This window comes from Bacteroides sp. QWL-09, from assembly GCF_058683585.1.
Window position 1 is genome coordinate 3025480 of record NZ_CM178748.1, and the last position, 26093, is coordinate 3051572.

Below are 26093 nucleotides of genomic sequence, written 5' to 3' on the forward strand. Positions count from 1 at the left end.
CTTCCTATTTTAGACTGAGCTCGAACGGAATCCGAGCTTGGATCATCGAACGATCGCTGAGATTCTTTAATAAACCAAATTGTTGATAATATTCTCCTAGTTTGCTATTTAATAGCTTCGATTCAATGTAATTGTTTGGGGTATCGTTGAACAGATTCGATAACCAGCTTTCTTTTTCCGGATAGGAAATAACGGTGTAGTTTTCGATACCGGCTTTCTTGGTGGCAATCTCCATAGCGGTGTCAATGCCTCCTAAGATGTCGACTAAACCAAGCTCTTTTGCTTTTTCGCCGGTCCAAACACGACCTTCGGCAATCTTCTTAATCGCCTCTTTGCTCATGCCGCGTCCTTCGGCGCAACGGCTAACAAAGGTTTCATATCCTCTGTTGATCATGGCTTGCATTAAGAGTTTTTCGTCGTCGTTGAAGGGACGCATAAGGTTGCCAAAGTCGGCAAATTTATTGGTCTTAACCATGTCGTAGCTTAATCCGATCTTGTCGGTCAACTCTTTGGCATTGGGCACGATGCCGAAGATGCCAATAGAACCGGTAAGGGTGGTTGGCTCGGCTACAATCGTATCGGCTAAACAGGAGATGTAGTATCCGCCTGATGCGGCATAATCGCCCATAGATACGATGACTGGCTTTTTAGCTTTTAATTCTTTAACGGCGTTCCAGATTTGTTCTGAAGCAAAAGCGCTTCCACCCGGAGAGTTTACGCGGAAAACTACGGCTTTGATATCGTCGTCGTCTTTTAACTTGCGTAAGTCTTTGATGACTTTGTTGCCAACGATGAGGTTGTCTGTTCCGTTTTGAGCGGCATCGACAATTTCTCCTGCAGCGTAATAGATGGCTACGATATTGCCGCTTTTATCTTTGGGGACATTGCGTTTAACATTGATCATGTCGTGAAGGCCTAGGATGCGAAGTGGATCGTCTTCTTTCACTTGTGCCATCTTCTTGAGGTAGTCTTTTACATCGTTACGATAGATTAGGGTGTCGGTCAATCCGCAGGCAACTGTTTCTTCTGCCGGAGAGAACATGAGCATCCGATCGGCGTAGTTGTTTAATGAATCTTTCGAAAGGTGGCGAGAGGTGGAAACACCTTCTAGGACTTGATTCCAGATGGAATTCAAGAAGACGGTGACTTGCTCGCGATTGGCCGGACTCATCTCTGTTGAGTTAAAGGGTTCAACTGCCGATTTGTAGGTTCCGACTTTGAAGATCTGCATTTCAACGCCGATTTTCTTGAGTAGATCTTTATAGAAAATAGGGGTAGCCGATAGTCCGGTCCATTGAAGCATGCCTTTTGGATTGAGTAGAACCTTGTCGGCTACACTCGATAGATAGTATAACTTCTGACTGTATACGTCTCCGTAGGCTACAATGAATTTGCCGCTGGTCTTAAAATCGACTAAAGCATTCCGAATAGCTTGTAGTGAGGCATAAGAGGCCCCTAAGGCGCTGGCTTGTATATAAATTCCTTTGATGTTTTCGTTCTCTTTGGCTTTTTTGATTGAAGACAGGATGTCGTCTAATCCATAGACGTTTTCTTTATCGCCCATAATTTCTGAAAAGAATGCAAATGGGGTTTCTTGCGTACGCTCAACTAATGTGCCGTTCAGATCGAGCATCATTATTGAGTTTTTCTTCACAATGGTTTCGCTATCTGCTGAAGAAGCGATGCCGAAAAAGGTCACAATGCCGAGGATGAATAGAATAATGCCTGACAGAATGATTCCTGTAACTGTGGCCAGAGTAAATTTAAAAAAATCTTTCATGAGCTATAGGTTTTGTTGTCAGCTGTTTTAAAGCTAACAAAGATAATTAATTGCATTGATATTTATTTAATATGTCGCCGTTTTTTTTCTTTTGTCACATGAAACGCTGTTTTATTTCACCCAAAAACAAGATTTTCTGCTATCTTTGCTCACGGATGATTATTAAAATAAATACCATGATGAAACAGAAAACTATCTTATTTTCAATGCTTATAATGGGCTTATTGTTCGTTTCTTGTGTGCCGACGAAAGTGGCGGAAACGGTCGATTATACTCGCTTTGTAAATCCTTTTATTGGTGCGGCTGATAATGGACACACTTTCCCCGGAGCTTGTGTGCCTTTTGGTATGGTACAAACGAGTCCGGTTACCGGAGCGGTGGGGTGGCGTTATTGTTCGGAATATACGTATCAGGATTCTTTGATTTGGGGATTCTCCCAGACGCATCTTAACGGAACGGGATGTATGGATTTGGGTGATCTTTTAGTGATGCCTTTTACGGGTAATCGGGTGCGCTCGTGGGAGGGTTATCGTAGTCGATTGGATAAAAAGCAGGAGGAGGCTTCACCGGGTTATTATGCGGTTGAGCTGACGGATGCTCAAGTAAAAGCGGAGCTGACGGCCTCTGTTCATGCGGCTTTGCATCGTTATACGTTTCATAAGGCGGACTCGGCTTCGGTGTTGATCGATTTGCAGCATGGACCGGCCTGGAATGAACAACAGTATCACTCGCATGTGACTCATTGTGAGGTGACCTGGGAGAGCGATCGGATGTTAACCGGTCATGTTTCGAACACGGTTTGGGTCGATCAGGATTATTTCTTTGTGTTGGAATTCGACCATCCGGTCGTGAGTCGAATCGATTTGCCTATGCTGGATATGGAGAAGGGAAAGCGGATTGTGGCTACTTTCGACTTGAAAGAGGGGGAGCAGTTGATGATGAAGGTGGCGCTGTCGACGACCAGTGTTGAAGGAGCTAAAAAGAATATGAAAGCGGAGATTGCGGACTGGGATTTTAATCGGGTGAAGGTGAATGCTCGTGAGGTTTGGAATAGTTATTTGGGACGCATCGAAATTGAGGGAACGGAAGAGGAGAAGATTAACTTTTATACGTGTTTTTATCATGCATTGATTCAACCGAATGAGATTTCGGATGTTGATGGATTTTATCGTAATGCTGCCGACTCTGTGGTGAAGGCCGGAGGAGGTAAATTCTATTCGACGTTCTCGCTTTGGGATACGTATAGGGCGGCTCATCCGTTTTATACGTTGATGGTTCCTGAACGTGTGGATGGTTTTATTAATTCGCTGATTGAGCAGGGTGAAGTTCAAGGTTTTTTACCTATTTGGGCTTTGTGGGGTAAAGAGAATTATTGTATGGTCGCTAATCATGGTGTGTCTGTGGTGGCTGAGGCTTATCGGAAGGGATTCCGTGGGTTTGATGCTGAACGGGCTTTCCGAATGGTGAAGCAGACGCAAACGGTTTCTCATAAACTGAAATCGAATTGGGAGGTGTATATGAAGTATGGATATTTCCCAACTGATTTGACTCCGGCTGAGTCTGTTTCTTCGACTTTAGAATCGGTTTATGATGATTATGCGGCGGCGGACATGGCTAAACGAATGGGAAAGAAGGAGGATGCGGCTTATTTTGCTCGTCGTGCCGACTTTTATAAGAATCTATTTGATAAGGAGACGCGGTTTATGCGTCCACGTCGTTCGGACGGAACTTGGAAAACACCTTTTAATCCGAGTGATGTAGCGCACGCTGAGAGTAGTGGCGGGGATTATACGGAAGGTAATGCTTGGCAATATACCTGGCATGTGCAGCATGATATCCCGGGGTTGATTAAATTGTTCGGTGGCGAGAAATCGTTCTTGAATAAACTTGATTCGGTGTTTACGTTGAAATTGGAAACGAAGCAAGCGGATGTTACGGGTTTGATTGGGCAATATGCGCATGGTAACGAACCGAGTCATCACGTGGCGTACTTATACACATTGGCCGGCCGCCCTGAACGTACACAGGAGTTGGTTCGTGAGATTTTTACGACTCAATATCGGAATAAGCCTGATGGATTGTGTGGAAATGACGATTGTGGACAGATGTCGGCTTGGTATATGTTCAGTGCTATGGGTTTCTATCCTGTTGATCCGGTCAGCGGCAATTATGTTTTTGGTGCTCCTCAATTACCTAAAATGGTACTTCATCTTTCTGGTGGAAAGACGTTTACGGTGATTGCTGAAGGTTTATCGAAAGATCATTTGCATGTTGACGGTGTGACGCTTAATGGACAGCCGTATACGAAGAATTATATCACACATGAAGATATTATGAGGGGTGGAACGTTGATTTTTGAAATGAAATAGTGTCGTTTTCATTTTAGTTTTTATTCTTGTTGTGCCTTTCTTTCTATTCTCATTCTTGATAATGGTGGTTTGGGTTATAGGCAATCATTGCTTTTACTGAAGCGATATAAAGATTTAATCGATGTCTGTAATTGATAATCGTTACTTGATAGTATAACTGGAGATCGGGGTTTGGCTGGTGACTAAACTCCGATCTTCATTTTTAATTGTGCGTGCGAATGTATGCGTGCGTGCGTGTGTGCTCGCGCCCTCACCCGCAATTGCGCGTTCGCCCGCAGACGTACATGTGTGTGTGAATATTATATGGTGTATCTTTTCCACCGACTTGGTTCACTCCCTTAAAATTATGCTTTATAACACATCTGTTATCCAGTTGATTACGTTTTTTTATTCAAAAAACTTTCAAAAAACCTTTCCAAGTATTTGCGTATTGGTGTTTAATGCTCTACTTTTGCATTCGCTTTGCAAGAGAGACGAAGCCTTTTGATTGAAATGTTGCTTTGGTTTGATCGCTAATGGTTGCGAGGATATTCTTTTTTAAGATCTCTTTATGTTGATTTTAAAAAACCTAAAAGATTAATTCTGAAAAAAAACTTTCCAAAACGTTTGGTGGTTTGCTTAAAGAGTTTTACCTTTGCACCCGCTTTTGAATCGAAGATTTGATCAGAAGCCACGTTCTTTGAAATATTGATAAACAATACAAGTAGTACAAGTAAAAAACAAGAACCGTCAATACTTATTATTAGGTATTATTAGATCGTCAATAAATTTTTACGGTATCCTGAACAGAGCTAAAAAGGTATTGGCTTTTATTTATATAAGAGTTAATATTCAAACAATATTATTACAATGAAGAGTTTGATCCTGGCTCAGGATGAACGCTAGCTACAGGCTTAACACATGCAAGTCGAGGGGCATCAGGGATTAGCAATAATCTGCTGGCGACCGGCGCACGGGTGAGTAACACGTATTCAACCTTCCGATAACTCGGGGATAGCCTTTCGAAAGAAAGATTAATACTCGATAGTATATTTTCTTCGCATGTTGAAAATATTAAAGAATTTCGGTTATCGATGGGAATGCGTTCCATTAGGCAGTTGGCGGGGTAACGGCCCACCAAACCTACGATGGATAGGGGTTCTGAGAGGAAGGTCCCCCACATTGGAACTGAGACACGGTCCAAACTCCTACGGGAGGCAGCAGTGAGGAATATTGGTCAATGGACGGAAGTCTGAACCAGCCAAGTAGCGTGAAGGATGACTGCCCTATGGGTTGTAAACTTCTTTTATATGGGAATAAAGTGCGCCACGTGTGGTGTTTTGTATGTACCATTATGAATAAGCATCGGCTAACTCCGTGCCAGCAGCCGCGGTAATACGGAGGATGCGAGCGTTATCCGGATTTATTGGGTTTAAAGGGAGCGTAGGTGGGCTGGTAAGTCAGCTGTGAAAGTTTGCGGCTCAACCGTAAAATTGCAGTTGATACTGTCAGTCTTGAGTACAGTAGAGGTTAGCGGAATTCGTGGTGTAGCGGTGAAATGCTTAGATATCACGAAGAACTCCAATTGCGAAGGCAGCTGACTAGACTGTTACTGACACTGATGCTCGAAAGTGTGGGTATCAAACAGGATTAGATACCCTGGTAGTCCACACAGTAAACGATGAATACTCGCTGTTTGCGATATACAGTAAGCGGCCAAGCGAAAGCGTTAAGTATTCCACCTGGGGAGTACGCCGGCAACGGTGAAACTCAAAGGAATTGACGGGGGCCCGCACAAGCGGAGGAACATGTGGTTTAATTCGATGATACGCGAGGAACCTTACCCGGGCTTAAATTGCAAATGAATATAGTTGAAAGATTATAGCCGCAAGGCATTTGTGAAGGTGCTGCATGGTTGTCGTCAGCTCGTGCCGTGAGGTGTCGGCTTAAGTGCCATAACGAGCGCAACCCTTATCTTTAGTTACTAACAGGTCATGCTGAGGACTCTAGAGAGACTGCCGTCGTAAGATGTGAGGAAGGTGGGGATGACGTCAAATCAGCACGGCCCTTACGTCCGGGGCTACACACGTGTTACAATGGGAGGTACAACAGGCAGCTACACGGCGACGTGATGCTAATCCCCAAAACCTCTCTCAGTTCGGATTGGAGTCTGCAACCCGACTCCATGAAGCTGGATTCGCTAGTAATCGCGCATCAGCCACGGCGCGGTGAATACGTTCCCGGGCCTTGTACACACCGCCCGTCAAGCCATGAAAGCCGGGGGTACCTGAAGTACGTAACCGTAAGGAGCGTCCTAGGGTAAAACTGGTAATTGGGGCTAAGTCGTAACAAGGTAGCCGTACCGGAAGGTGCGGCTGGAACACCTCCTTTCTGGAGCGATACCGTTCAAATGACGATTAATGGTTCTTGGTTTTTGTACTACTGGTACTTGTTTATTTAAGATATAGATCTTTAATAAGGATAAACAAGAGATAAAAAGAAGCCGGGCCTATTTTAGGCACGAGTGTACTGACAGTCCTATAGCTCAGTTGGTTAGAGCGCTACACTGATAATGTAGAGGTCGGCAGTTCAACTCTGCCTGGGACTACCGATGTACGAGATTTGGATGACCATCTCTTTTTTTGTTACTTCGGGGGATTAGCTCAGCTGGCTAGAGCACCTGCCTTGCACGCAGGGGGTCAACGGTTCGAATCCGTTATTCTCCACCTTTTCTTTGAGACATAAGAAAAACGATCTTTGACATGTTGTACAAAAAGTAAAAATTTAGTAAGAGCTAAAAGTATATATCAAACTTTACGCATGTTACTTTTATAGTAACAGTGAACGTTTGTAAGAAAGTAAATAAGGGCGCATGGCGGATGCCTTGGCTCTCGGAGGCGATGAAGGACGTGATAAGCTGCGATAAGCTGCGGGTAGGTGCAAATAACCTTTGATCCGCGGATTTCCGAATGGGACAACCTGATATTTTGAAGAAATATCATCCTGATTATGTCAGGAGGCTAACGCAGGGAACTGAAACATCTTAGTACCTGTAGGAAAAGAAAATAATAATGATTCCCCTAGTAGTGGCGAGCGAACGGGGAACAGCCCAAACCATCCATGTTACGGCATGTGATGGGGTTGTAGGACCACGTTGTGGAATCTGTTTAAATGAGAAGAATGATCTGGAAAGTTCAACCATAGCGCATGATAGTTGCGTATTCGAAGTTTAAAAGATCCTAGTGGTATCCTGAGTAGGGCGGGACACGTGAAATCCTGTCTGAATCTGCCGGGACCATCCGGTAAGGCTAAATACTCCCGAGAGACCGATAGCGAACCAGTACTGTGAAGGAAAGGTGAAAAGCACTTCGAATAGAAGAGTGAAATAGTCCCTGAAACCGTGCGCCTACAAGCGGTCGGAGCAGCTTTATGCTGTGACGGCGTGCCTTTTGCATAATGAACCTACGAGTTACTTTTACCGGCCAGGTTAAGGATCTTGAGATCTGCAGCCGAAGCGAAAGCGAGTCTGAATAGGGCGTATAGTCGGTAGGAGTAGACGCGAAACCAAGTGATCTACCCTTGACCAGGTTGAAGGCTAGGTAACACTAGCTGGAGGACCGAACCAATAAGCGTTGAAAAGCTTCTGGATGAGTTGAGGGTGGGGGTGAAAGGCTAATCAAACTTGGAGATAGCTCGTACTCCCCGAAATGCATTTAGGTGCAGCCTCGTGAGTTACTAATGTGAGGTAGAGCGACTGATAAGATGCGAGGGCTTCGCCGCCTATCAAGTCTTGATAAACTCCGAATGCGCATTAGTTTAATCACGGGAGTGAGGGCATGGGTGCTAAGGTCCATGTCCTAAAGGAGAAGAATCCGGACCACCAGCTAAGGTCCCCAAATATACACTAAGTTGAACTAACGAAGTCAGATTGCTAAGACAGCTAGGATGTTGGCTTGGAAGCAGCCATTCATTTAAAGAGTGCGTAACAGCTCACTAGTCGAGGAGTTTGGCGTGGATAATAATCGGGCATTAAGTGTATTACCGAAGCTGTGGGATATGTAAATATCGGTAGGGGAGCATTCCACTACGCGTTGAAGGCCAAGCGTAAGCTTGTCTGGAGCTTGTGGAAAAGCAAATGTAGGTATAAGTAACGATAAAGGGGGTGAGAAACCCCCTCGCCGAAAGACTAAGGTTTCCTGATCAACGCTAATCGGATCAGGGTTAGTCGGGTCCTAAGGCTCAGCCGACAGGTGATGCCGATGGCAGAACAGGTTAATATTCCTGTACTACCTTTAAGAGTGACGTGGGGACGGAGGAGTGACAATGCCGCGAACAGACGGATGTTCGTTAAAGGGTGTAGATGTTGATCGATACAGGCAAATCCGTATCGAGAGTCGAACCTGATAGTATGGAGCGTTCTTCGGAACAATTCAATAGCGCATGTAACCATACTCCCAAGAAAATCCGCTAAACATAATCTTTGAGGTACCCGTACCGTAAACGGACACACGTAGTTGGGTTGAATATACTCAGGCGCTTGAGTGAATCACGGTTAAGGAACTAGGCAAATTGACCCTGTAACTTCGGGATAAAGGGTCCCACAGCGATGTGGGCGCAGAGAATAGGTCCAGGCAACTGTTTAACAAAAACACAGGGCTGTGCAAAATCGAAAGATGAAGTATACAGCCTGACACCTGCCCGGTGCTGGAAGGTTAAGAGGAGATGTCATCGCAAGAGAAGCATTGAATTGAAGCCCCAGTAAACGGCGGCCGTAACTATAACGGTCCTAAGGTAGCGAAATTCCTTGTCGGGTAAGTTCCGACCTGCACGAATGGTGTAATGATCTGGACACTGTCTCAACCGTGAGCTCAGTGAAATTGTAGTATCGGTGAAGATGCCGATTACCCGCGATGGGACGAAAAGACCCCGTGAACCTTTACTATAGCTTAACATTGAATTTGGGCCATTGATGTGTAGGATAGGTCGGAGACTTTGAAGCAGGTACGCTAGTATTTGTGGAGTCGCTGTTGAAATACGACCCTTTGATTGTTTGAGTTCTAACTCGCTTTTGCGAGGACATTGTTTGGTGGGTAGTTTGACTGGGGTGGTCGCCTCCAAAAGTGTAACGGAGGCTTCTAAAGGTACCCTCAGGACGATTGGTAACCGTCCGTAGAGTGTAATGGCATAAGGGTGCTTGACTGGGAGACAGACAAGTCGATCAGGTAGGAAACTAGAGCATAGTGATCCGGTGTTTCCGCATGGAAGGGACATCGCTCAAAGGATAAAAGGTACTCCGGGGATAACAGGCTGATCCCTCCCAAGAGCTCATATCGACGGAGGGGTTTGGCACCTCGATGTCGGCTCGTCACATCCTGGGGCTGGAGAAGGTCCCAAGGGTTGGGCTGTTCGCCCATTAAAGTGGCACGCGAGCTGGGTTCAGAACGTCGTGAGACAGTTCGGTCTCTATCTATCGTGGGCGTATGAAATTTGCGTGGCTCTGACACTAGTACGAGAGGACCGTGTTGGACTGACCTCTGGTTTACCAGTTGTGCCGCCAGGTGCATCGCTGGGTATCTAAGTCGGGATCGGATAAGTGCTGAAAGCATCTAAGTACGAAGCCGGCCACAAGATTAGATTTCTTAGGGTCGTTATAGACGATGACGTTGATAGGACGCAGGTGTAAAGGTGGCAACATCAAAGCCGAGCGTTACTAATTGCCCGTGCACTTTCTTACAAACGCGCGTTGTTTGTTATATCCATTTAGCTATCCTTTTTAGGAGTCTAAATTTTTACTGTACACATGTCATAACCTTTTTTAGGTGGTTATAGCACGAGGGTTCCACCTCTTCCCATTCCGAACAGAGAAGTTAAGCCTCGTCACGCCGATGGTACTGCGTAACAGTGGGAGAGTAGGTAGCCGCCATTTTGATTGACCCTTCGATTCAGTAATGTTTCGAAGGGTCTTTTTTTTGTGCCGCTCGTACTGTTTTGTACCATGCAATACTATTTGACCTTGTCTTGTTTTACCTTGCCTTCTTATCGATAGCGTTTTAAAAAGTGTGTAAATCCCAATATTTCTTAGATTTGTATTGTAACCTAAAATGAAAGAGAAATGGAATTTACACAAGAACAAATGTCTGAAATTATTTCTTCACTTACAAATGGTAAAGAAGGATTTCAGGAATTAATCCGTTTAGGGATGGAATCCTTAATGAAATCAGAGCGTAAGATTTATAATTCTCAGACTGATGATGTGAGTAATGGCTATCGTGATCGTCGAGTATGTCATGGCGGTCAAATGTTTGAGATTCGCGTTCCTCGGAGTCGTGAGAGCAACTTTTATCCTGTTTTATTAGGGGTACTTAAAGATCAAGAAGCTGAAGTTCAGCGCTTAATTTGTAGTTTATACGCTCAAGGCTTGACCACCAAGCAAGTTGGTGATATCTCTGAGGAATTTTACGGTAAGCATTATAGTAAGAGTCAAGTAAGCCGGCTCCTTGATACGGCACGTGGAGATGTTTCTGCGTGGCTGAACCGTAGATTAGATGCACGTTATCCAATCGTTTATATTGATGCTACGTATGTTGCCACCAGGCGCAATGACTCGGTTTCAAATGAAGCATACTACGTAATATTAGGAGTAAAAGAAGATAGAACTCGTGAGGTCTTATCAATTGTGAATTTCCCAACCGAAAGTGCTTCCAACTGGCTTGATATATTCGATGATATAAAAGAAAGAGGAGTTAGTGAGATTAATTTATTTGTATGCGATGGCTTATCTAGTATTGAAAATTCTATCGCACATGCATTTCCTGGTGCAGATATCCAATTGTGCACGGTGCATTTAAAGAGGAATATATTGGGGAAAATTAAACCTCGAGATAAAAAAATAATTGCGGCTGAAATGCAGATAGTATTTAGGCCAGATCAAGATTTGGTCACCCCTGAAAGCTCACATAAACAATTCCTAGATTTTATAGATAAATGGGTGAAGAGTTACCCCATGCTTAAAAGGTATAAACATGAAAGGTACAAATTCTATTTCACTTATTTCAAATATGAGAGAGAAATAAGAGGTATGATATATACAACCAATTGGATTGAACGACTCAATAAGGATTTTAAAAGAGTGCTGAAAATGCGTGGCGCGATGCCAAACTATGATTCTGTGATATTATTGCTTGGCAATGTGGCTATGAATAAAGATGTATTTAAATATCCAATTTACAACTTTCTTGAATCAAAGCTTTTTATCAAAACAGAATAATTATATTTTTGAGAAATATTTATGCCTAAGAAATAAAACATACACACTTTTCTGAACATTACCTTCTTATCTAATCTAATCCAATGTTGTGCCGCATTATCTCGTACCATCCCATCCCATCTTATTTCATTCCATCCCATTCCTTCGATGCCATGTCATGTTATCTCCTATCGTGCCATGTCTTCTGAACCCGTCCATGAATCTGATGCAGCTTTTCTTCTTCAAACCTCGATTGATAGGCCCCGATTGAATATACAGATGAAGAGACATTGACTGATGCTAGGTACACCTACATCTACATCTTACCGCGCATGATCACCGCGATACACACTACATCACTGTAGATGACCGCACATATATATAACATACATTATTACATATGGCTACATATAAGCCACATGACCATATATAACGCACATAGCACATCTGACTGATCTACTGATCTATCTAATCTAATTGATATGTCCTTATACTTATTCCATATAATTGGATGGGTACTCCTGAACTGCTTTAAAAAGCTCTAGATTATTTAGATCCTTTATCCATCTCTTATTCCTTATCCGCAATCACCATTGTAAATTATGCTTATGAAATTATAGCAATCAAGGTTATATTTAGCTAAATCAGATTCAATACGATTATATTCAACTTCAGAGGAATCGGTCGGGTTATCACCATTGATTGAGGGTATCTGTTTCGATGTTAGCGATGATGATTCATTACGATAATCTATCATCCGTTATCATTATAATACCACTGTCTTTGTGCTAAAACACCTTCTGGAACTACTGCTCTTGTTCCTATTTCTATTCTTCTTCCTTTATTCTTTTCTTCTTTCATCTTTTCGGAACTATTTTTTTTCCCCCATTTATCCCTTCTTTTGCCTAATTGAGTTTGTCTATCAGTTTGATCTTCTTATTTCTTCTATAGCGCCTATAATTCTTTTGGCTTTCTTTAGTTTGTCCTTTTAAACCTTCTAAGATTGATTCCTTTTCATTCGGTGCAACTTAATAATAGCGAAGCTTCTTACTATGATATTTTACTAAAGTCTAGGAAATAGATTTGTTATTTATCTATCTAGTCAATGATTTAAGAGTAATATACAGCGTTGGTTGTTCTCTAAAATCAGTTTTTGTTTTTTTTACTTGGAACTGGTTTCCTTTTAATCTTGAAATACTAGTGTTGGCTGAGAAGCACTTTAGTGGATTATGAATTATTTGTATGATTGCTGAATGACGTAATTTCTTTCATATATATTATGGTTGAAAAACCCTTCTATATGGCTATTTGACTAATATTGTGAATATGATTATTTAAAAGTTTTGTCTGTTTTTGTGCTAAAAATGAGAATATTTACCTATAAATTATATGTAATGAGGATAATTATTTGTATCTTTGTCGCCCGAATTATATCGAGTTTGGTGCATCTCTGTATGGAGATGGGCTAGTGATATACTTCTGACTTTTTATACCTTTACATTTACTTAAAAATGAAAAGCTTTGGGTAAGTTTGATAAATACAAAATTGACTTGAGAAATATGAAAAGCGACTCTGCTAAGTATGAGTTCGTTTTAGATAATCTCTATTTCTCGCATATTGATGGACCGGAGGTTCAAAAGGGTAAAGTAAATGTCGAATTGACAGTTAAGAAGGTATCATATGCTTTTGAATTTTACTTTAAGACAGAAGGTGTGGTTTGGGTGCCTTGTGATCGTTGCTTAGACGATATGGAACAATTGGTTGCCTCCACAGATAAGCTTGTTGTTAAGTTTGGTTCAGAGTATGCAGAAGAAGGTGACAATATGATCATTATTCCTGAAGAGGAAGGAGAGATTAATGTTGCTTGGTTTATGTATGAATTTATAGCCCTTGCTGTACCAATGAAGCATGTCCATGCTCCTGGTAAATGTAATAAGGCAATGTCTGGAAAACTAAACAAACATTTGCGTACTGCAGCTGACGATGATTCTGATGAGGGCATTGACCCTGAGTTTAACGTAGGGGAAGAAGAAGTCGAAGAAACGATCGATCCCCGCTGGAATGATTTAAAAAAAATATTAGATAATAATTAAAGTTTAAGAAAATGGCACATCCTAAAAGAAGACAATCAAAAACAAGAACAGCAAAGAGAAGAACTCATGATAAGGCTGTAGCTCCTACATTAGCTATTTGTCCTAACTGTGGAGAATGGCATGTTTATCATACTGTATGTGGAGCATGCGGATACTACAGAGGTAAACTTGCAATTGAAAAAGAAGCAGCTGTATAATCAGTGCAGCTATACACTCAAGACAGCCTGAGAGTTTTCCTCTCCGGCTGCTTTAGGTATTATAAGCATTGTTAATTTAAAACCGATTTGATGGAAAAAATAAATGCAGTAATCACAGGCGTTGGTGGTTATGTACCAGATTATATTTTGACTAATGACGAAATTTCAAAGATGGTAGATACCAATGACGAGTGGATTATGACTCGTATTGGAGTAAAGGAACGACACATACTTAATGAAGAAGGCTTAGGTACTTCATACATGGCGCGTAAAGCGGCAAAGGATTTGATGAAGAAAACTGGTGCAAATCCTGATGATATTGATTTAGTTATTGTTGCTACTACTACTCCTGATTATCATTTCCCTTCTACTGCTTCTATTCTTTGTGATAAGTTAGGTTTGAAAAACGCATTTGCATTCGATATGCAAGCGGCTTGTTGTGGTTTCTTATATTTGCTTGAAACTGCAGCTAGTTTCATTCGTTCAGGAAGATATAAAAAAGTTATTATTGTTGGGGCAGATAAGATGTCTTCTACAGTTGATTACACTGACCGTGCAACTTGTCCTATTTTTGGTGACGGAGCTGCAGCGTGTATGATGGAACCTACTTTGGAAGATGTTGGAGTCATGGATGCAATATTAAGAACAGATGGTAAGGGACTTCCTTTCCTACATATGAAAGGCGGAGGATCTGTTTGTCCTTCTTCTTACTTCACTGTTGATAATAAGATGCATTACATTCACCAAGAAGGACGCACTGTGTTTAAATATGCAGTATCTAATATGTCAGATGTAACTGAAGAAATCGTTGTTAAAAACGGTTTAACTAAAGATACTGTCGACTGGATTATCCCTCATCAAGCTAATATGCGTATCATTGAGGCGGTCGCTCATCGTGTTGAGGTTCCTATCGAAAAAGTAATGGTTAATATTGATCGTTACGGTAATACTAGTGCCGGAACTCTTCCTCTTTGTCTGTGGGACTTTGAACATAAATTGAAAAAAGGAGACAATTTGATCTTTACAGCATTTGGTGCTGGATTTACTTGGGGCGCTGTTTATGTGAAATGGGGCTATGATGGTAAAAAAAATGATTAGATTCGTTTCTAATATATAACATATGAAAACGCATCCTATCTCGATTCGATGCGTTTTTTTTTCTCAACTCATAAAATTTTATTCATGCATAAAGCTGGTTTTGTAAATATTGTAGGAAATCCTAATGTCGGTAAATCGACATTGATGAATGCATTGGTCGGAGAGCGTATCTCGATTGCCACTTTTAAGGCTCAGACTACGCGTCATCGTATTATGGGAATATATAATACGGATGATATGCAAATTGTGTTTTCGGATACTCCTGGAGTATTGAAGCCCAATTATAAGTTGCAAGAGTCGATGTTAAATTTCTCGACCTCAGCTTTGACTGATGCTGATATTTTGCTTTATGTTACGGATGTAGTTGAGACTCCTGATAAAAATTCTGAGTTTGTGGAAAAGGTACGTCACATGACGGTACCAGTTTTGTTGCTTATTAATAAGATTGATTTAACCGATCAGGAAAAACTTGTGCAATTAGTTGAGAGTTGGAAAGAATTGATTCCTCAGGCTGAAATTATCCCGCTTTCTGCGCTTTCTAAGTTTAATGTAGATTATGTGTTGAAGCGGATAAAAGAACTTCTGCCAGAATCTCCGCCTTATTTCGATAAGGATCAGTGGACAGATAAACCTGCGCGTTTTTTTGTCAATGAGATTATTCGTGAGAAAATCTTATTGTATTATGATAAGGAAATCCCTTACGCTGTTGAAGTGGTTGTAGAACTTTTCAAAGAGAGTGAAAATAAAATCCATATTCAAGCTGTTATTTATGTGGAACGGGATTCACAAAAAGGAATCATTATTGGAAAACAAGGAAAAACTTTGAAGAAAGTGGCAACTGAAGCACGATTGGAATTAGAACGCTTCTTTGGGAAAAAGATTTTTCTTGAGACATTTGTGAAAGTGGATAAAGATTGGCGAAGTTCAGATAAAAAACTTCGTAATTTTGGTTATCAGTTAGATTAAAAGTATTTATTCGACTGTGATAGTCGTTGTTTTAATATATTAAGAACTATGGGAAATTTAGTCGCAATTGTAGGTCGTCCTAATGTGGGCAAATCTACTTTATTTAACCGTTTGACGAAAACTCGTCAGGCTATTGTGAACGACGAAGCTGGTACAACTCGGGATCGACAATATGGGAAATCGGAGTGGCTTGGACGGGAGTTCTCTGTTGTAGATACCGGTGGATGGGTAGTGAACTCTGATGATATTTTTGAAGAGGAAATCCGTAAACAGGTTTTGATGGCTTTGGAAGAAGCTGATGTAATTGTATTTGTGGTAGACGTGATCAATGGGTTGACTGATTTGGATATGGCTGTGGCTACGATTCTACGTCGATCTAAAAGTCCGGTCATTGTCGTTGCTAATAAAACGGATAATAACGACCTCCAATATAATGCACCTGAATTTTATAAATTAGGACTTGGTGATCCTTGTTGTATCTCGGCGATTACCGGTAGTGGTACTGGTGATTTGATGGATCTAATTGTCACCAAATTTAAGAAAGAGTCTAGTGAGATCTTAGATAATGATATTCCTCGTTTTGCAGTGGTTGGACGTCCGAATGCTGGTAAGTCATCTATTGTAAATGCTTTTATTGGTGAGGATCGTAATATCGTGACTGAGATAGCCGGTACGACTCGTGATTCTATTTATACTCGCTATAATAAATTTGGATTTGACTTTTATCTTGTGGATACAGCTGGTATTCGTAAAAAGAATAAAGTCAATGAAGATTTGGAATATTACTCTGTTGTTCGTTCTATTCGTTCAATTGAAAATGCCGATGTTTGTGTTTTGATGATTGATGCAACACGTGGAGTTGAAGGGCAAGATTTGAATATTTTTTCTTTGATCCAACGAAATCAAAAAGGTTTAGTTGTTGTTGTGAACAAGTGGGATTTGGTTCAAGATAAAACGGTGAAGGTTATGAAAACATTCGAGGATGCTATTCGTAATCGATTTGCACCTTTTGTTGATTTTCCTATCATCTTTGCATCAGCGTTAACGAAGCAACGTATCTTGAAAGTTTTAGAAGAGGCTCGTAGTGTTTATGACAATCGAACTGCTAAAATTTCAACTGCTCGCTTGAATGAAGAAATGTTGCCTTTGATAGAGGCTTATCCTCCTCCATCAACTAAGGGTAAATATATTAAGATAAAATATATTACTCAATTGCCGAATACGCAAGTTCCTTCATTTGTTTATTTCGCTAATCTTCCTCAATATGTGAAGGAGCCTTATAAACGTTTCTTGGAAAATAAGATGCGCGAAAAATGGAATTTGACCGGTACACCGATTAACATCTATATTCGTCAGAAATAGAAATAAAAAAAATCGATTTTAAATATCATTTTAAAATCGATTTTTTTTTATCTGCTTATTTGAAAAAGGCTATAGGTCTTTTTCTCCGAAGTTTTGTTCTTCTAAGTCCTTGACTTTGCGTAATAGATCTGATGCAAAGATGAAGTTGTTCAACAACTTATTGGTTGAATTGAAAACATCATTTTTTGTTCCTTCCCATTCTTTGTTCCCTTCATGGATATATATGACTTTGTCGCCTATTCCCATTACCGAATTCATGTCATGAGTGTTGATAAGGGTCGTCATATTGTATTCTTCTGTGATATCATGTATGAGTTGGTCTATCACAATAGAAGTCTTAGGGTCCAGTCCAGAATTCGGTTCATCACAGAAAAGGTATTGAGGATTTAGTGCTATAGCTCTAGCTATGGCTACGCGTTTCTGCATGCCCCCACTGATCTCTCCGGGATATTTATTTTGAGCTTCACTTAAGTTGACGCGATCTAGGCAAAACATCGCTCTTTGAGTACGAGCTCTAAGAGTATCATAGCTAAACATGTTTAAGGGAAACATCACATTGTCGAGTACCGTCATTGAGTCAAATAATGCTGCACTTTGAAAGATCATGCCCATTTCTTTTCGGAGGATCTTTTTTTCGTTCTTGCCCATGCATAGGAAGTTTCGCCCATCGTATAAAACTTCTCCTTTAGTCGGTTCTAGGAGGCCGACAATACACTTCATTAGAACTGTCTTTCCTGATCCGCTTTGTCCGATAATTAGGCTCGTTTTTCCATTTTCAAAAGTAGCATTGATATCTTTTAAGATGTTTTTGTCTTCAAAGGACTTATATAAAGATTTTATTTCAATCATCCCATTAAAAGTTTAGTTAGTACTAAATCGGCAAATAAAATCAGTACACTACTTGACACTACAGCATCAGTAGATGCTTTACCGACTTCAATAGATCCTCCTCCAACGGAGTATCCGTAGAAAGCTGCAACACTGGCGATAATAAAAGCGAAGAATAGCGATTTTATAATACCACACCAAATGAACCACTCAACAAACATATATTGAAGTCCGTATTCCAGATCGACTGCATTCATGATTCCTCCGATCCAGCAAGTGCAAAAGGCTCCGATAATCCCGGCAAATATACTGAATGTGACCAAAATCGGTATGGTAGTGATCATCGCTGTTATTTTGGGCAGTATAAGGTAGTTTGCCGAATTTACTCCCATGATTTCTAAAGCATCTATTTGTTGAGTAACTCGCATTGTTCCTAATTCGGATGCAATGTTTGATCCCACTTTACCTGCTAAAATCAAACACATGATAGAAGATGAGAACTCTAATAACATGATTTCGCGGGTTACATATCCTACGGTCCACCGAGGCATCCAAGGACTTTCAATGTTCAGTTTAATCTGGATCGTAATAACAGCTCCAATGAAGAATGAGATGAGTAGTACGATACCAACCGAATTAACACCTAATTGTTCTACTTCTTTAATGTATTGGTGAAAGAACATACGCATTCGTTCAGGACGTGAGAATGTTCGTTTCATTAATATCATGTATTGACCAACTGTTCTTAATGCTTGTATCATTGCTATACTATTAATATATGCAAAGGTACATTATTCTAGCTTATTTTTATTACATTTGCGGCAAAATAACAAAAAACATGGAAGAGGCTAAAATGGTTCTTCGTACAGAGGATCTCGTTAAAAAATATGGGAAGCGAACAGTTGTAAACCATGTTTCCATTAATGTGAAACAGGGTGAAATTGTTGGACTTTTAGGGCCTAATGGCGCCGGAAAGACGACTTCTTTTTATATGACTGTAGGTCTTATTACGCCGAATGAAGGACATATTTTTTTAGATGATCTGGATATTACCGATTACCCGGTTTATAAGCGTGCTCAAACAGGCATTGGATATCTTGCACAAGAAGCTTCTGTTTTTCGTCAGATGACTGTGGAGGATAATATTGCTTCAGTTCTTGAAATGACTAATAAATCTAGAGAGTATCAGAAGGATAAACTTGAAAGTTTGATTGCGGAGTTTCGATTGCAGAAAGTTAGGAAGAATAAAGGAAATCAATTATCGGGTGGTGAAAGACGGCGTACGGAAATTGCCCGTTGCTTAGCCATAGATCCTAAATTCATTATGCTTGATGAGCCTTTTGCGGGGGTCGATCCTATTGCTGTTGAAGATATACAGCAGATCGTTTGGAAGTTGAAAGATAAGAATATTGGAATTTTGATTACCGACCATAATGTTCAGGAAACCCTGAGTATTACAGATCGTGCATATCTGCTATTTGAGGGTAAGATCCTTTTCCAAGGTACCCCTGAGGAGTTGGCAGAGAACAAAATTGTCCGTGAGAAATATTTAAGTAATAGCTTTGTGCTAAGACGGAAAGATTTTCAGTTGTAATGATTTAGACTGTAATACCATAAGGTTGAAAATAAAAAAGGGATATCGTTGTGATATCCCTTTTGTTTTTCTTGCTATAAATTAGCTTCTTGGTCTAGCCTCTTTTACAACCATTGTACGGCCCATGTATTCTGCACCGTTTAGCTCTGCGATGGCTTTTGAACCAGCAGCGTCATCTTCCATTTCAATGAAAGCAAATCCTTTTGATTTGCCAGTTTCGCGATCTGTAATGATTTTAACTGAAGATACTGATCCGTAATCTTCCATAACTTGTTGCAGATCTCCTTCCTTAACACGGTAGTTAAGGTTTCCAATATAAATATTCATAGTGAAAAAATAAAAAAATAAATAAATGAATAAAACTCTCTGGACAGTTAGGTACTAATAAAAGGATTAAAACGACAGAGAGTTTACAAATGCAAATCTAACAGAAGTAAAAACCGTGTAATAGAAATCGAGAAACTAATGCTTCGTCTGTCCGCGACAAAGAAACGCATTATTTTTGAAATTATCTTCTTTTTCTATTAAATATTTGTGTTAAAGTTATATATTTTTCTTTTTAGAAAGTTTATGTCATTGAAATGTAATATGAAGAACAAATCTATTAGAGGGGCTTTTCGTGTGAAATCATTGATTTATTGAATGATAAGAAATAAAGCCGCAATGTTTTTTGATAATTAAAAGATAAGCACTAATTTTGCACCCTCTTATTTTGCGTGAATAGAATAGAGTATAAATCAAATAAATAACTGTCAGAATGAACGTTTCATTACAAAACATTGACAAAGTAAGTGCATTGCTTACTGTAAAAGTAGAAAAAGCCGATTATCAAGAGAAAGTAGATAAAGCGATGAAGAACCTTCGCCAGAAGGCTCAAATGCCGGGATTCCGTAAAGGAATGGTACCGATGAGCTTGGTTAAAAAGATGTATGGTCACTCTGTAGTTGCTGAAGAAGTGAATAAGATTCTTCAAGAAGCCATCTATGGTTACATTAAAGACAACAACGTGAATATGTTGGGTGAACCGTTGCCTAATGAAGAAAAACAACAAGAGATTGATTTTGATACAATGGAAGAATTCGAATTTACATTCGATATCGCATTGGCTCCTGAATTTAAAGCTGAGGTTGCAGCATCTGATAAAGTTGATTACTATACCATTGATGTCACTGATGATATGGTTGAAAATCAAATCAAAGCCTATACTCAACGTAACGGAAAATACGATCAAGTAGATGTTTACCAAGAAAACGATATGTTGAAAGGTTTGATCGCTCAACTTGATGAGAATGGTAATACAAAAGAAAACGGAATTCAAGTTGAAGGTGCTGTTATGATGCCTTCATATATGAAGAATGATGACCAAAAGGCTATTTTTGCAAACACAAAAGTAAACGACGTTTTGGTTTTCAATCCTCACACTGCTTACGAAGGAAACGCTGCTGAAATGGCTTCTTTGTTGAAGATCGATAAAGAAATCGCAGGTGACGTGAAATATAACTTCAGCTTCCAAGTAGAAGAAATCACTCGTTTCGTTCCAGGTGATTTGACACAAGAAATCTTCGACCAAGTTTTTGGTGAAGGCGTTGTTAAATCGGAAGAAGAATTCCGTGCGAAAGTAAAAGAGAATGTTGCTGCTCAGTTCGTAGCTGATAGCGACTATAAGTTCTTAATTGACGTTCGTAAGGTCTTGATGGAAAAAGTTGGCAAATTAGAATTCTCTGACACGTTATTGAAGCGTGTTATGTTGCTTAACAACAAAGAAAAGGGAGAAGAATTTGTTGCTGAGAACTATGAAAATAGCATCGAAGAATTAACTTGGCACCTAATCAAAGAGCAGTTGGTTGAAGCTAACGATATCAAAGTAGAACAAGATGACGTTTTGAAAATGGCTAAAGAAACAACTAAGGCTCAATTCGCTCAATACGGAATGCTTTCTGTTCCTGAAGATCTTTTGGAGAACTACGCTCAAGAGATGTTGAAGAAGAAAGAAAGTGTGAACAACTTAGTGAACCGTTCAGTAGAAGTTAAATTGGCTGCTGCATTGAAAGCTCAAGTTACATTAGAAAACAAAACAGTTTCTATCGAAGAGTTCAACAAAATGTTTGAATAAGATAGTTCCGTAATATACGGATAAAGATAAAAAACACAGAGTATTTTAAAATTATCACTCTGTGTTTTTTTGTGTCTCACTTCTTTTTTCGTTTCTTTGTACTTCTATTTTTGAATACAGTAATTAGAAAAAGAATTCATATGGATGATTTTAGAAAATATGCAACCAAGCATTTAGGGATGAATAGCTTGGCTTTAGATGGCGTGATAAAGTCGCAGTCTGGATATTTGAACCCTTATATTCTTGAAGAAAGGCAGTTGAATGTTACCCAATTGGACGTGTTTTCACGTTTGATGATGGATCGTATTATCTTCTTGGGAACTCAAATCGATGATTATACAGCGAATACTTTGCAAGCGCAATTGCTGTATCTTGATTCTGTTGATCCTGGAAAGGATATCTCGATTTACATTAACTCGCCGGGTGGTAGTGTTTATGCCGGATTGGGTATCTATGATACGATGCAATTTGTGTCTAGTGACGTTGCAACGATCTGTACAGGTATGGCAGCATCAATGGCGGCAGTTTTATTAGTTGCCGGTCAAGAGGGTAAGCGTTCGGCTTTGACTCACTCTCGAGTGATGATTCATCAACCGATGGGAGGAGCACAAGGACAAGCTTCGGATATCGAAATTACTGCTCGTGAGATACAAAAGTTGAAGAAAGAACTTTATACTATCATTGCCGATCACTCTCATACGGAGTTTGATAAAGTTTGGGCGGATTCTGATCGCGATTATTGGATGACTGCTCAAGAGGCTAAGGATTATGGTATGGTTGACGAAGTATTGATTAAAAAATAGAAATGGCGAATTCTAAGACAAGAAATAGATGTAGTTTTTGTGGGCGTAGCGAGGATGAGGTTGGTTTTCTAATTACCGGAATGAACGGCTATATTTGTGATAGTTGTGTCAGTCAGGCTTATGAAATCACTCAAGAAGCTTTAGGTGAAAAGAATAAGGCTACGGCAACGACTCTTAATTTGGAGCAACTCCCTAAGCCTATTGAAATAAAAGATTTTCTTGACCAATACATTATTGGACAAGATGACGCTAAACGTTTTTTATCGGTTTCGGTTTATAACCATTACAAGCGCTTACTTCAGAAAGATAGTGGTGATGATGTTGAGATTGAAAAGTCGAACATTATTATGGTTGGCAGCACGGGTACCGGTAAGACCTTGTTGGCTCGAACAATCGCTAAACTGTTACATGTACCTTTTACAATTGTAGATGCAACCGTATTGACTGAGGCGGGCTACGTCGGGGAAGATATTGAGAGTATATTGACTCGTCTTCTTCAGGTGTCCGATTACAATGTGGCTGAAGCAGAACAGGGTATTGTGTTTATAGACGAGATTGATAAAATAGCTCGTAAGGGTGATAATCCTTCTATTACTCGTGACGTTAGTGGTGAAGGAGTTCAGCAGGGGTTATTGAAATTACTTGAGGGCTCGATTGTAAATGTTCCTCCTCAAGGCGGGCGTAAGCATCCTGATCAGAAGATGATTCCTGTCAATACCAAAAATATACTTTTTATTTGTGGAGGAGCTTTTGATGGTATTGAGAAGAAAATTGCTCAACGGATGAATACACATGTTGTTGGTTACAGTGCCTCTCAAAAGACGGCGGTAATTGATAAGAGCAACATGATGCAGTATATTGCACCTCAAGATTTGAAATCTTTTGGTTTAATACCTGAGATTATCGGTCGTTTGCCGGTGCTCACTTATTTGAGCCCTTTAGATCGTGAAGCGTTGCGGGCAATATTGACTGAGCCTAAAAATTCAATTATTAAACAGTATATTAAATTATTCGAAATGGATGGCATTAAACTAACGTTTGATGAAGCTGTTTTTGAATACATTGTTGATAAAGCTGTGGAATATAAATTAGGCGCACGCGGATTGCGTTCGATTGTAGAGACAATCATGATGGATATCATGTTTGAGATACCTTCGGAAAATAGAAAAACCTATAAGGTTAAACTCGAATATGCCAAGCAACAGCTTGAAAAAGCGAACCTTGCTCGATTACAGACGGCATAATTGTGTTTAGTGAGAAAGAGTAGATGTTGTGATGAATATCGGATCTTTGTGAATCTTGAAAATATTAGCCGAGTTTTTCTTGATATTTAAGAAGTTGTTTTATAACTTTGTTAAGGTTCCTTTTTAGGGGACGTTGACTTTAAGTTGAACCATGAATTGAATAACAATTTATTTAAGATGGTAAAGAAGATTAATTTAACAGATGAACTAAAGAATTATTTCGGATTTGATAAATTCAAGGGTAATCAGGAAACTATAATACAGAATTTACTTGATGGAAAAGACACTTTTGTCTTAATGCCAACTGGTGGAGGTAAGTCATTGTGTTACCAGTTGCCTTCTCTTCTAATGGAAGGTACTGCCATTGTGATTTCTCCACTTATCGCATTGATGAAAAATCAAGTTGATGCGATGCGTAATTTTAGTGAAGATGATGGAATTGCACATTTTATCAATTCCTCCTTAAATAAAAGCGCGGTTGATCAAGTAAAATCAGATATTCTTGCTGGTAAAACAAAGTTGTTGTATGTTGCTCCGGAGTCTTTGACAAAGGAGGAATATGTTGACTTTTTACGCACGGTTAAGATCTCATTCTATGCGGTTGACGAAGCACATTGTATCTCGGAATGGGGGCATGATTTCCGTCCGGAATACCGTAGAATTCGTCCAATTATCAATGAGATCGGTCAAGCACCGGTCATTGCGCTAACAGCGACAGCGACTCCTAAAGTCCAGCATGACATCCAGAAAAACTTGGGAATGGTAGATGCAGAAGTTTTCAAGTCGTCTTTTAATCGCCCCAACCTTTATTATGAGGTACGTGCCAAAACCAATAATATTGATAAAGATATTATTAAATACATAAAGAATAATTCGGAGAAATCGGGTATTATCTATTGCTTGAGTCGAAAGAAAGTAGAAGAACTGACTGAGATTCTTCAAGCCAATGGGATTAACGCACGTGCTTACCATGCCGGTATGGATTCTGCAACAAGAAACCAAAATCAAGATGACTTCTTGATGGAAAAGGTGGATGTGATTGTGGCGACTATTGCCTTCGGTATGGGGATTGATAAACCGGATGTTCGATTTGTAATCCATTATGATATTCCGAAGAGTTTGGAGGGATATTATCAGGAAACTGGCCGTGCCGGCAGAGATGGAGGGGAAGGACAGTGCATCACTTTTTATACGAATAAAGACTTGCAGAAATTAGAAAAATTTATGCAAGGAAAACCTGTGGCAGAACAGGAAATAGGCAAACAGCTTTTATTAGAAACAGCTGCTTATGCCGAATCTTCAGTATGTCGCCGAAAAGCATTATTGCATTATTTTGGCGAAGAGTTTACCGAAGAAAATTGTGGAAATTGTGACAATTGTTTAAATCCTAAAAAACAAGTGGAGGCTCAAGACTTATTATGTACCGTAATTGAGGCAGTCGTTGCGGTTAAAGAAAATTTTAAAACAGATTATATAATAGATATTATACAAGGTAGAGAAACGTCAGAAGTTCAGGCTCATTTGCATGAAGATCTCGAAGTTTTTGGATCAGGCATGGGAGAAGATGATAAAATCTGGAATGCTGTTATCCGTCAAGCCTTGATTGCTGGTTATCTGAGTAAAGATGTAGAAAATTATGGTTTGTTGAAGGTGACTGATGCAGGACATAAGTTTCTCAAAAAACCAAAATCCTTTAAAATCACAGAAGACAATGATTTTGAGGAGGTGGAAGAAGAGGCTCCGGCTCGCGGAGGTGGATCTTGTGCTGTTGACCCGGCGCTTTATTCTATGCTTAAGGATCTTAGAAAGAAACTGTCTAAGAAACTAGAAGTTCCTCCATATGTTATCTTCCAGGACCCTTCACTCGAGGCCATGGCTACGATCTATCCTGTAACGCTGGATGAGTTGCAAAATATTCCAGGTGTGGGTGCCGGTAAGGCGAAGCGCTATGGAGAAGAGTTTTGTAAGTTAATTAAACGCCATTGCGAAGAGAATGAAATTGAGCGTCCGGAGGACCTACGTGTCCGTACGGTAGCCAACAAGTCAAAAATGAAAGTGGCCATTATACAAGCCATCGATCGTAAAGTAGCTTTAGACGATATTGCTTTATCTAAAGGCATTGACTTTGGTGATTTGCTTGATGAAGTTGAGGCGATTGTCTATTCCGGTACGAAGCTTAATATTGATTACTTCCTTGAGGAGATCATGGACGAAGATCATTTACTGGATATTTATGATTACTTCAAAGAGTCAACGACCGATAAAATTGAAGATGCTTTAGAAGAGCTTGGTGATGATTTCACAGAAGAAGAAGTTCGCCTTGTTCGTATTAAGTTTATCTCTGAAATGGCCAATTAAAGAGCGGTTATTGAATAAACGATTATAATCTTGATCCGATTAATGTTTAAACCCTTATTTTA

Annotated in this window: 16 protein-coding genes, 2 tRNA genes and 3 rRNA genes; 17 read left to right on the forward strand and 4 right to left on the reverse strand. The window is 40.0% G+C overall.

The window, feature by feature from the left end; all coding sequences use genetic code 11:
* Positions 1–4 precede the first annotated feature (4 nt).
* Positions 5–1780, reverse strand: a complete 1776-nt coding sequence (gene sppA, locus AC4PG5_RS12095) for a signal peptide peptidase SppA (protein ID WP_492029121.1) — start codon at positions 1778–1780, stop codon at positions 5–7.
* 176 nt (positions 1781–1956) lie between these two features.
* On the opposite strand from sppA, the gene AC4PG5_RS12100 reads away from it, so the two are divergent.
* From AC4PG5_RS12100 to der, 12 genes are all read left to right on the forward strand, one after another.
* Entirely contained in the window at positions 1957–4149 is a 2193-nt protein-coding gene (locus AC4PG5_RS12100) for a GH92 family glycosyl hydrolase (RefSeq protein WP_492029122.1), read from the forward strand.
* Positions 4150–4995: 846 nt separating this feature from the next.
* A 16S ribosomal RNA gene (locus tag AC4PG5_RS12105) occupies positions 4996–6519 on the forward strand.
* Positions 6520–6662: 143 nt separating this feature from the next.
* Positions 6663–6736: transfer RNA gene (locus AC4PG5_RS12110), tRNA-Ile, on the forward strand.
* 44 nt (positions 6737–6780) lie between these two features.
* A tRNA-Ala gene (locus tag AC4PG5_RS12115) sits at positions 6781–6854 on the forward strand.
* A 126-nt stretch (positions 6855–6980) separates the two neighbouring features.
* Positions 6981–9862, forward strand: a 23S ribosomal RNA gene (locus AC4PG5_RS12120).
* A gap of 81 nt (positions 9863–9943) precedes the next feature.
* Positions 9944–10054, forward strand: a 5S ribosomal RNA gene (gene rrf, locus AC4PG5_RS12125).
* Together the 16S, 23S and 5S rRNA genes with 2 tRNA genes alongside form the textbook arrangement of a ribosomal RNA operon.
* A gap of 186 nt (positions 10055–10240) precedes the next feature.
* Complete coding sequence (locus tag AC4PG5_RS12130; RefSeq protein WP_492028251.1) at positions 10241–11395, forward strand: IS256 family transposase; 1155 nt, start codon at positions 10241–10243, stop codon at positions 11393–11395.
* A gap of 1500 nt (positions 11396–12895) precedes the next feature.
* Positions 12896–13468: a YceD family protein gene (locus AC4PG5_RS12135; RefSeq protein WP_492029123.1), complete on the forward strand. Its 573-nt coding sequence runs from the start codon at positions 12896–12898 to the stop codon at positions 13466–13468.
* Between the two features lie 11 nt (positions 13469–13479).
* Positions 13480–13665 (forward strand): 50S ribosomal protein L32, encoded by a 186-nt coding sequence (gene rpmF, locus AC4PG5_RS12140; protein ID WP_002562387.1) that lies wholly within the window; start codon positions 13480–13482, stop codon positions 13663–13665.
* 90 nt (positions 13666–13755) lie between these two features.
* Positions 13756–14763 carry a beta-ketoacyl-ACP synthase III gene (locus AC4PG5_RS12145; protein WP_492029124.1) on the forward strand — a complete coding sequence of 336 codons (1008 nt, stop codon included), beginning with the start codon at positions 13756–13758 and terminating at the stop codon, positions 14761–14763.
* A gap of 84 nt (positions 14764–14847) precedes the next feature.
* Positions 14848–15729 (forward strand): GTPase Era, encoded by an 882-nt coding sequence (gene era, locus AC4PG5_RS12150; protein WP_492029125.1) that lies wholly within the window; start codon positions 14848–14850, stop codon positions 15727–15729.
* Between the two features lie 48 nt (positions 15730–15777).
* Positions 15778–17091, forward strand: coding sequence for a ribosome biogenesis GTPase Der (der, locus tag AC4PG5_RS12155; RefSeq protein ID WP_492029126.1), 1314 nt, complete (start codon positions 15778–15780; stop codon positions 17089–17091).
* Between the two features lie 69 nt (positions 17092–17160).
* Here der and AC4PG5_RS12160 read toward each other — a convergent pair whose 3' ends face one another.
* Both AC4PG5_RS12160 and AC4PG5_RS12165 read right to left on the reverse strand, forming a co-directional pair.
* Positions 17161–17940, reverse strand: a complete 780-nt coding sequence (locus AC4PG5_RS12160) for an ABC transporter ATP-binding protein (protein WP_492029127.1) — start codon at positions 17938–17940, stop codon at positions 17161–17163.
* Positions 17937–18680, reverse strand: coding sequence for an MlaE family ABC transporter permease (locus AC4PG5_RS12165; protein ID WP_492029128.1), 744 nt, complete (start codon positions 18678–18680; stop codon positions 17937–17939). The genes AC4PG5_RS12160 and AC4PG5_RS12165 overlap by 4 nt, the downstream gene beginning before the upstream one ends.
* Before the next feature lie 77 nt (positions 18681–18757).
* Here AC4PG5_RS12165 and lptB point away from each other — a divergent pair, with 77 nt between their 5' ends.
* Positions 18758–19513 (forward strand): LPS export ABC transporter ATP-binding protein, encoded by a 756-nt coding sequence (lptB, locus tag AC4PG5_RS12170; protein ID WP_492029129.1) that lies wholly within the window; start codon positions 18758–18760, stop codon positions 19511–19513.
* 81 nt (positions 19514–19594) lie between these two features.
* Here lptB and rbp read toward each other — a convergent pair whose 3' ends face one another.
* Positions 19595–19840: an RNA-binding regulator gene (rbp, locus tag AC4PG5_RS12175; protein WP_492029130.1), complete on the reverse strand. Its 246-nt coding sequence runs from the start codon at positions 19838–19840 to the stop codon at positions 19595–19597.
* Positions 19841–20270: 430 nt separating this feature from the next.
* Between rbp and tig the strand changes: the two genes are divergently transcribed.
* The 4 genes from tig (at position 20271) to recQ (ending at position 26031) form a co-directional block, all read left to right on the forward strand.
* The gene (gene tig, locus AC4PG5_RS12180; RefSeq protein WP_492029131.1) at positions 20271–21626 is read left to right on the forward strand and encodes a trigger factor; all 1356 of its coding nucleotides are present in this window, start codon (positions 20271–20273) and stop codon (positions 21624–21626) included.
* A 140-nt stretch (positions 21627–21766) separates the two neighbouring features.
* A complete protein-coding gene (clpP, locus tag AC4PG5_RS12185; protein WP_492029132.1) occupies positions 21767–22429 on the forward strand; it encodes an ATP-dependent Clp endopeptidase proteolytic subunit ClpP in 663 nt (220 codons plus the stop codon).
* 2 nt (positions 22430–22431) lie between these two features.
* A complete protein-coding gene (gene clpX / locus AC4PG5_RS12190; RefSeq protein ID WP_492029133.1) occupies positions 22432–23673 on the forward strand; it encodes an ATP-dependent Clp protease ATP-binding subunit ClpX in 1242 nt (413 codons plus the stop codon).
* A gap of 177 nt (positions 23674–23850) precedes the next feature.
* A complete protein-coding gene (gene recQ / locus AC4PG5_RS12195) occupies positions 23851–26031 on the forward strand; it encodes a DNA helicase RecQ (RefSeq protein WP_492029134.1) in 2181 nt (726 codons plus the stop codon).
* Positions 26032–26093: the final 62 nt, after the last annotated feature.

Bases quoted from the DNA above. Each gene is read 5' to 3' on its own strand.
- sppA (WP_492029121.1), bottom strand. From the start codon at position 1,780: ATGAAAGATTTTTTTAAATTTACTCTGGCCACAGTTACAGGAATCATT.
- AC4PG5_RS12100 (WP_492029122.1), top strand. From the start codon at position 1,957: ATGATGAAACAGAAAACTATCTTATTTTCAATGCTTATAATGGGCTTA.
- AC4PG5_RS12130 (WP_492028251.1), top strand. From the start codon at position 10,241: ATGGAATTTACACAAGAACAAATGTCTGAAATTATTTCTTCACTTACA.
- rpmF (WP_002562387.1), top strand. From the start codon at position 13,480: ATGGCACATCCTAAAAGAAGACAATCAAAAACAAGAACAGCAAAGAGA.
- AC4PG5_RS12145 (WP_492029124.1), top strand. From the start codon at position 13,756: ATGGAAAAAATAAATGCAGTAATCACAGGCGTTGGTGGTTATGTACCA.
- era (WP_492029125.1), top strand. From the start codon at position 14,848: ATGCATAAAGCTGGTTTTGTAAATATTGTAGGAAATCCTAATGTCGGT.
- der (WP_492029126.1), top strand. From the start codon at position 15,778: ATGGGAAATTTAGTCGCAATTGTAGGTCGTCCTAATGTGGGCAAATCT.
- AC4PG5_RS12160 (WP_492029127.1), bottom strand. From the start codon at position 17,940: ATGATTGAAATAAAATCTTTATATAAGTCCTTTGAAGACAAAAACATC.
- AC4PG5_RS12165 (WP_492029128.1), bottom strand. From the start codon at position 18,680: ATGATACAAGCATTAAGAACAGTTGGTCAATACATGATATTAATGAAA.
- lptB (WP_492029129.1), top strand. From the start codon at position 18,758: ATGGAAGAGGCTAAAATGGTTCTTCGTACAGAGGATCTCGTTAAAAAA.
- rbp (WP_492029130.1), bottom strand. From the start codon at position 19,840: ATGAATATTTATATTGGAAACCTTAACTACCGTGTTAAGGAAGGAGAT.
- tig (WP_492029131.1), top strand. From the start codon at position 20,271: ATGAACGTTTCATTACAAAACATTGACAAAGTAAGTGCATTGCTTACT.
- clpP (WP_492029132.1), top strand. From the start codon at position 21,767: ATGGATGATTTTAGAAAATATGCAACCAAGCATTTAGGGATGAATAGC.
- clpX (WP_492029133.1), top strand. From the start codon at position 22,432: ATGGCGAATTCTAAGACAAGAAATAGATGTAGTTTTTGTGGGCGTAGC.
- recQ (WP_492029134.1), top strand. From the start codon at position 23,851: ATGGTAAAGAAGATTAATTTAACAGATGAACTAAAGAATTATTTCGGA.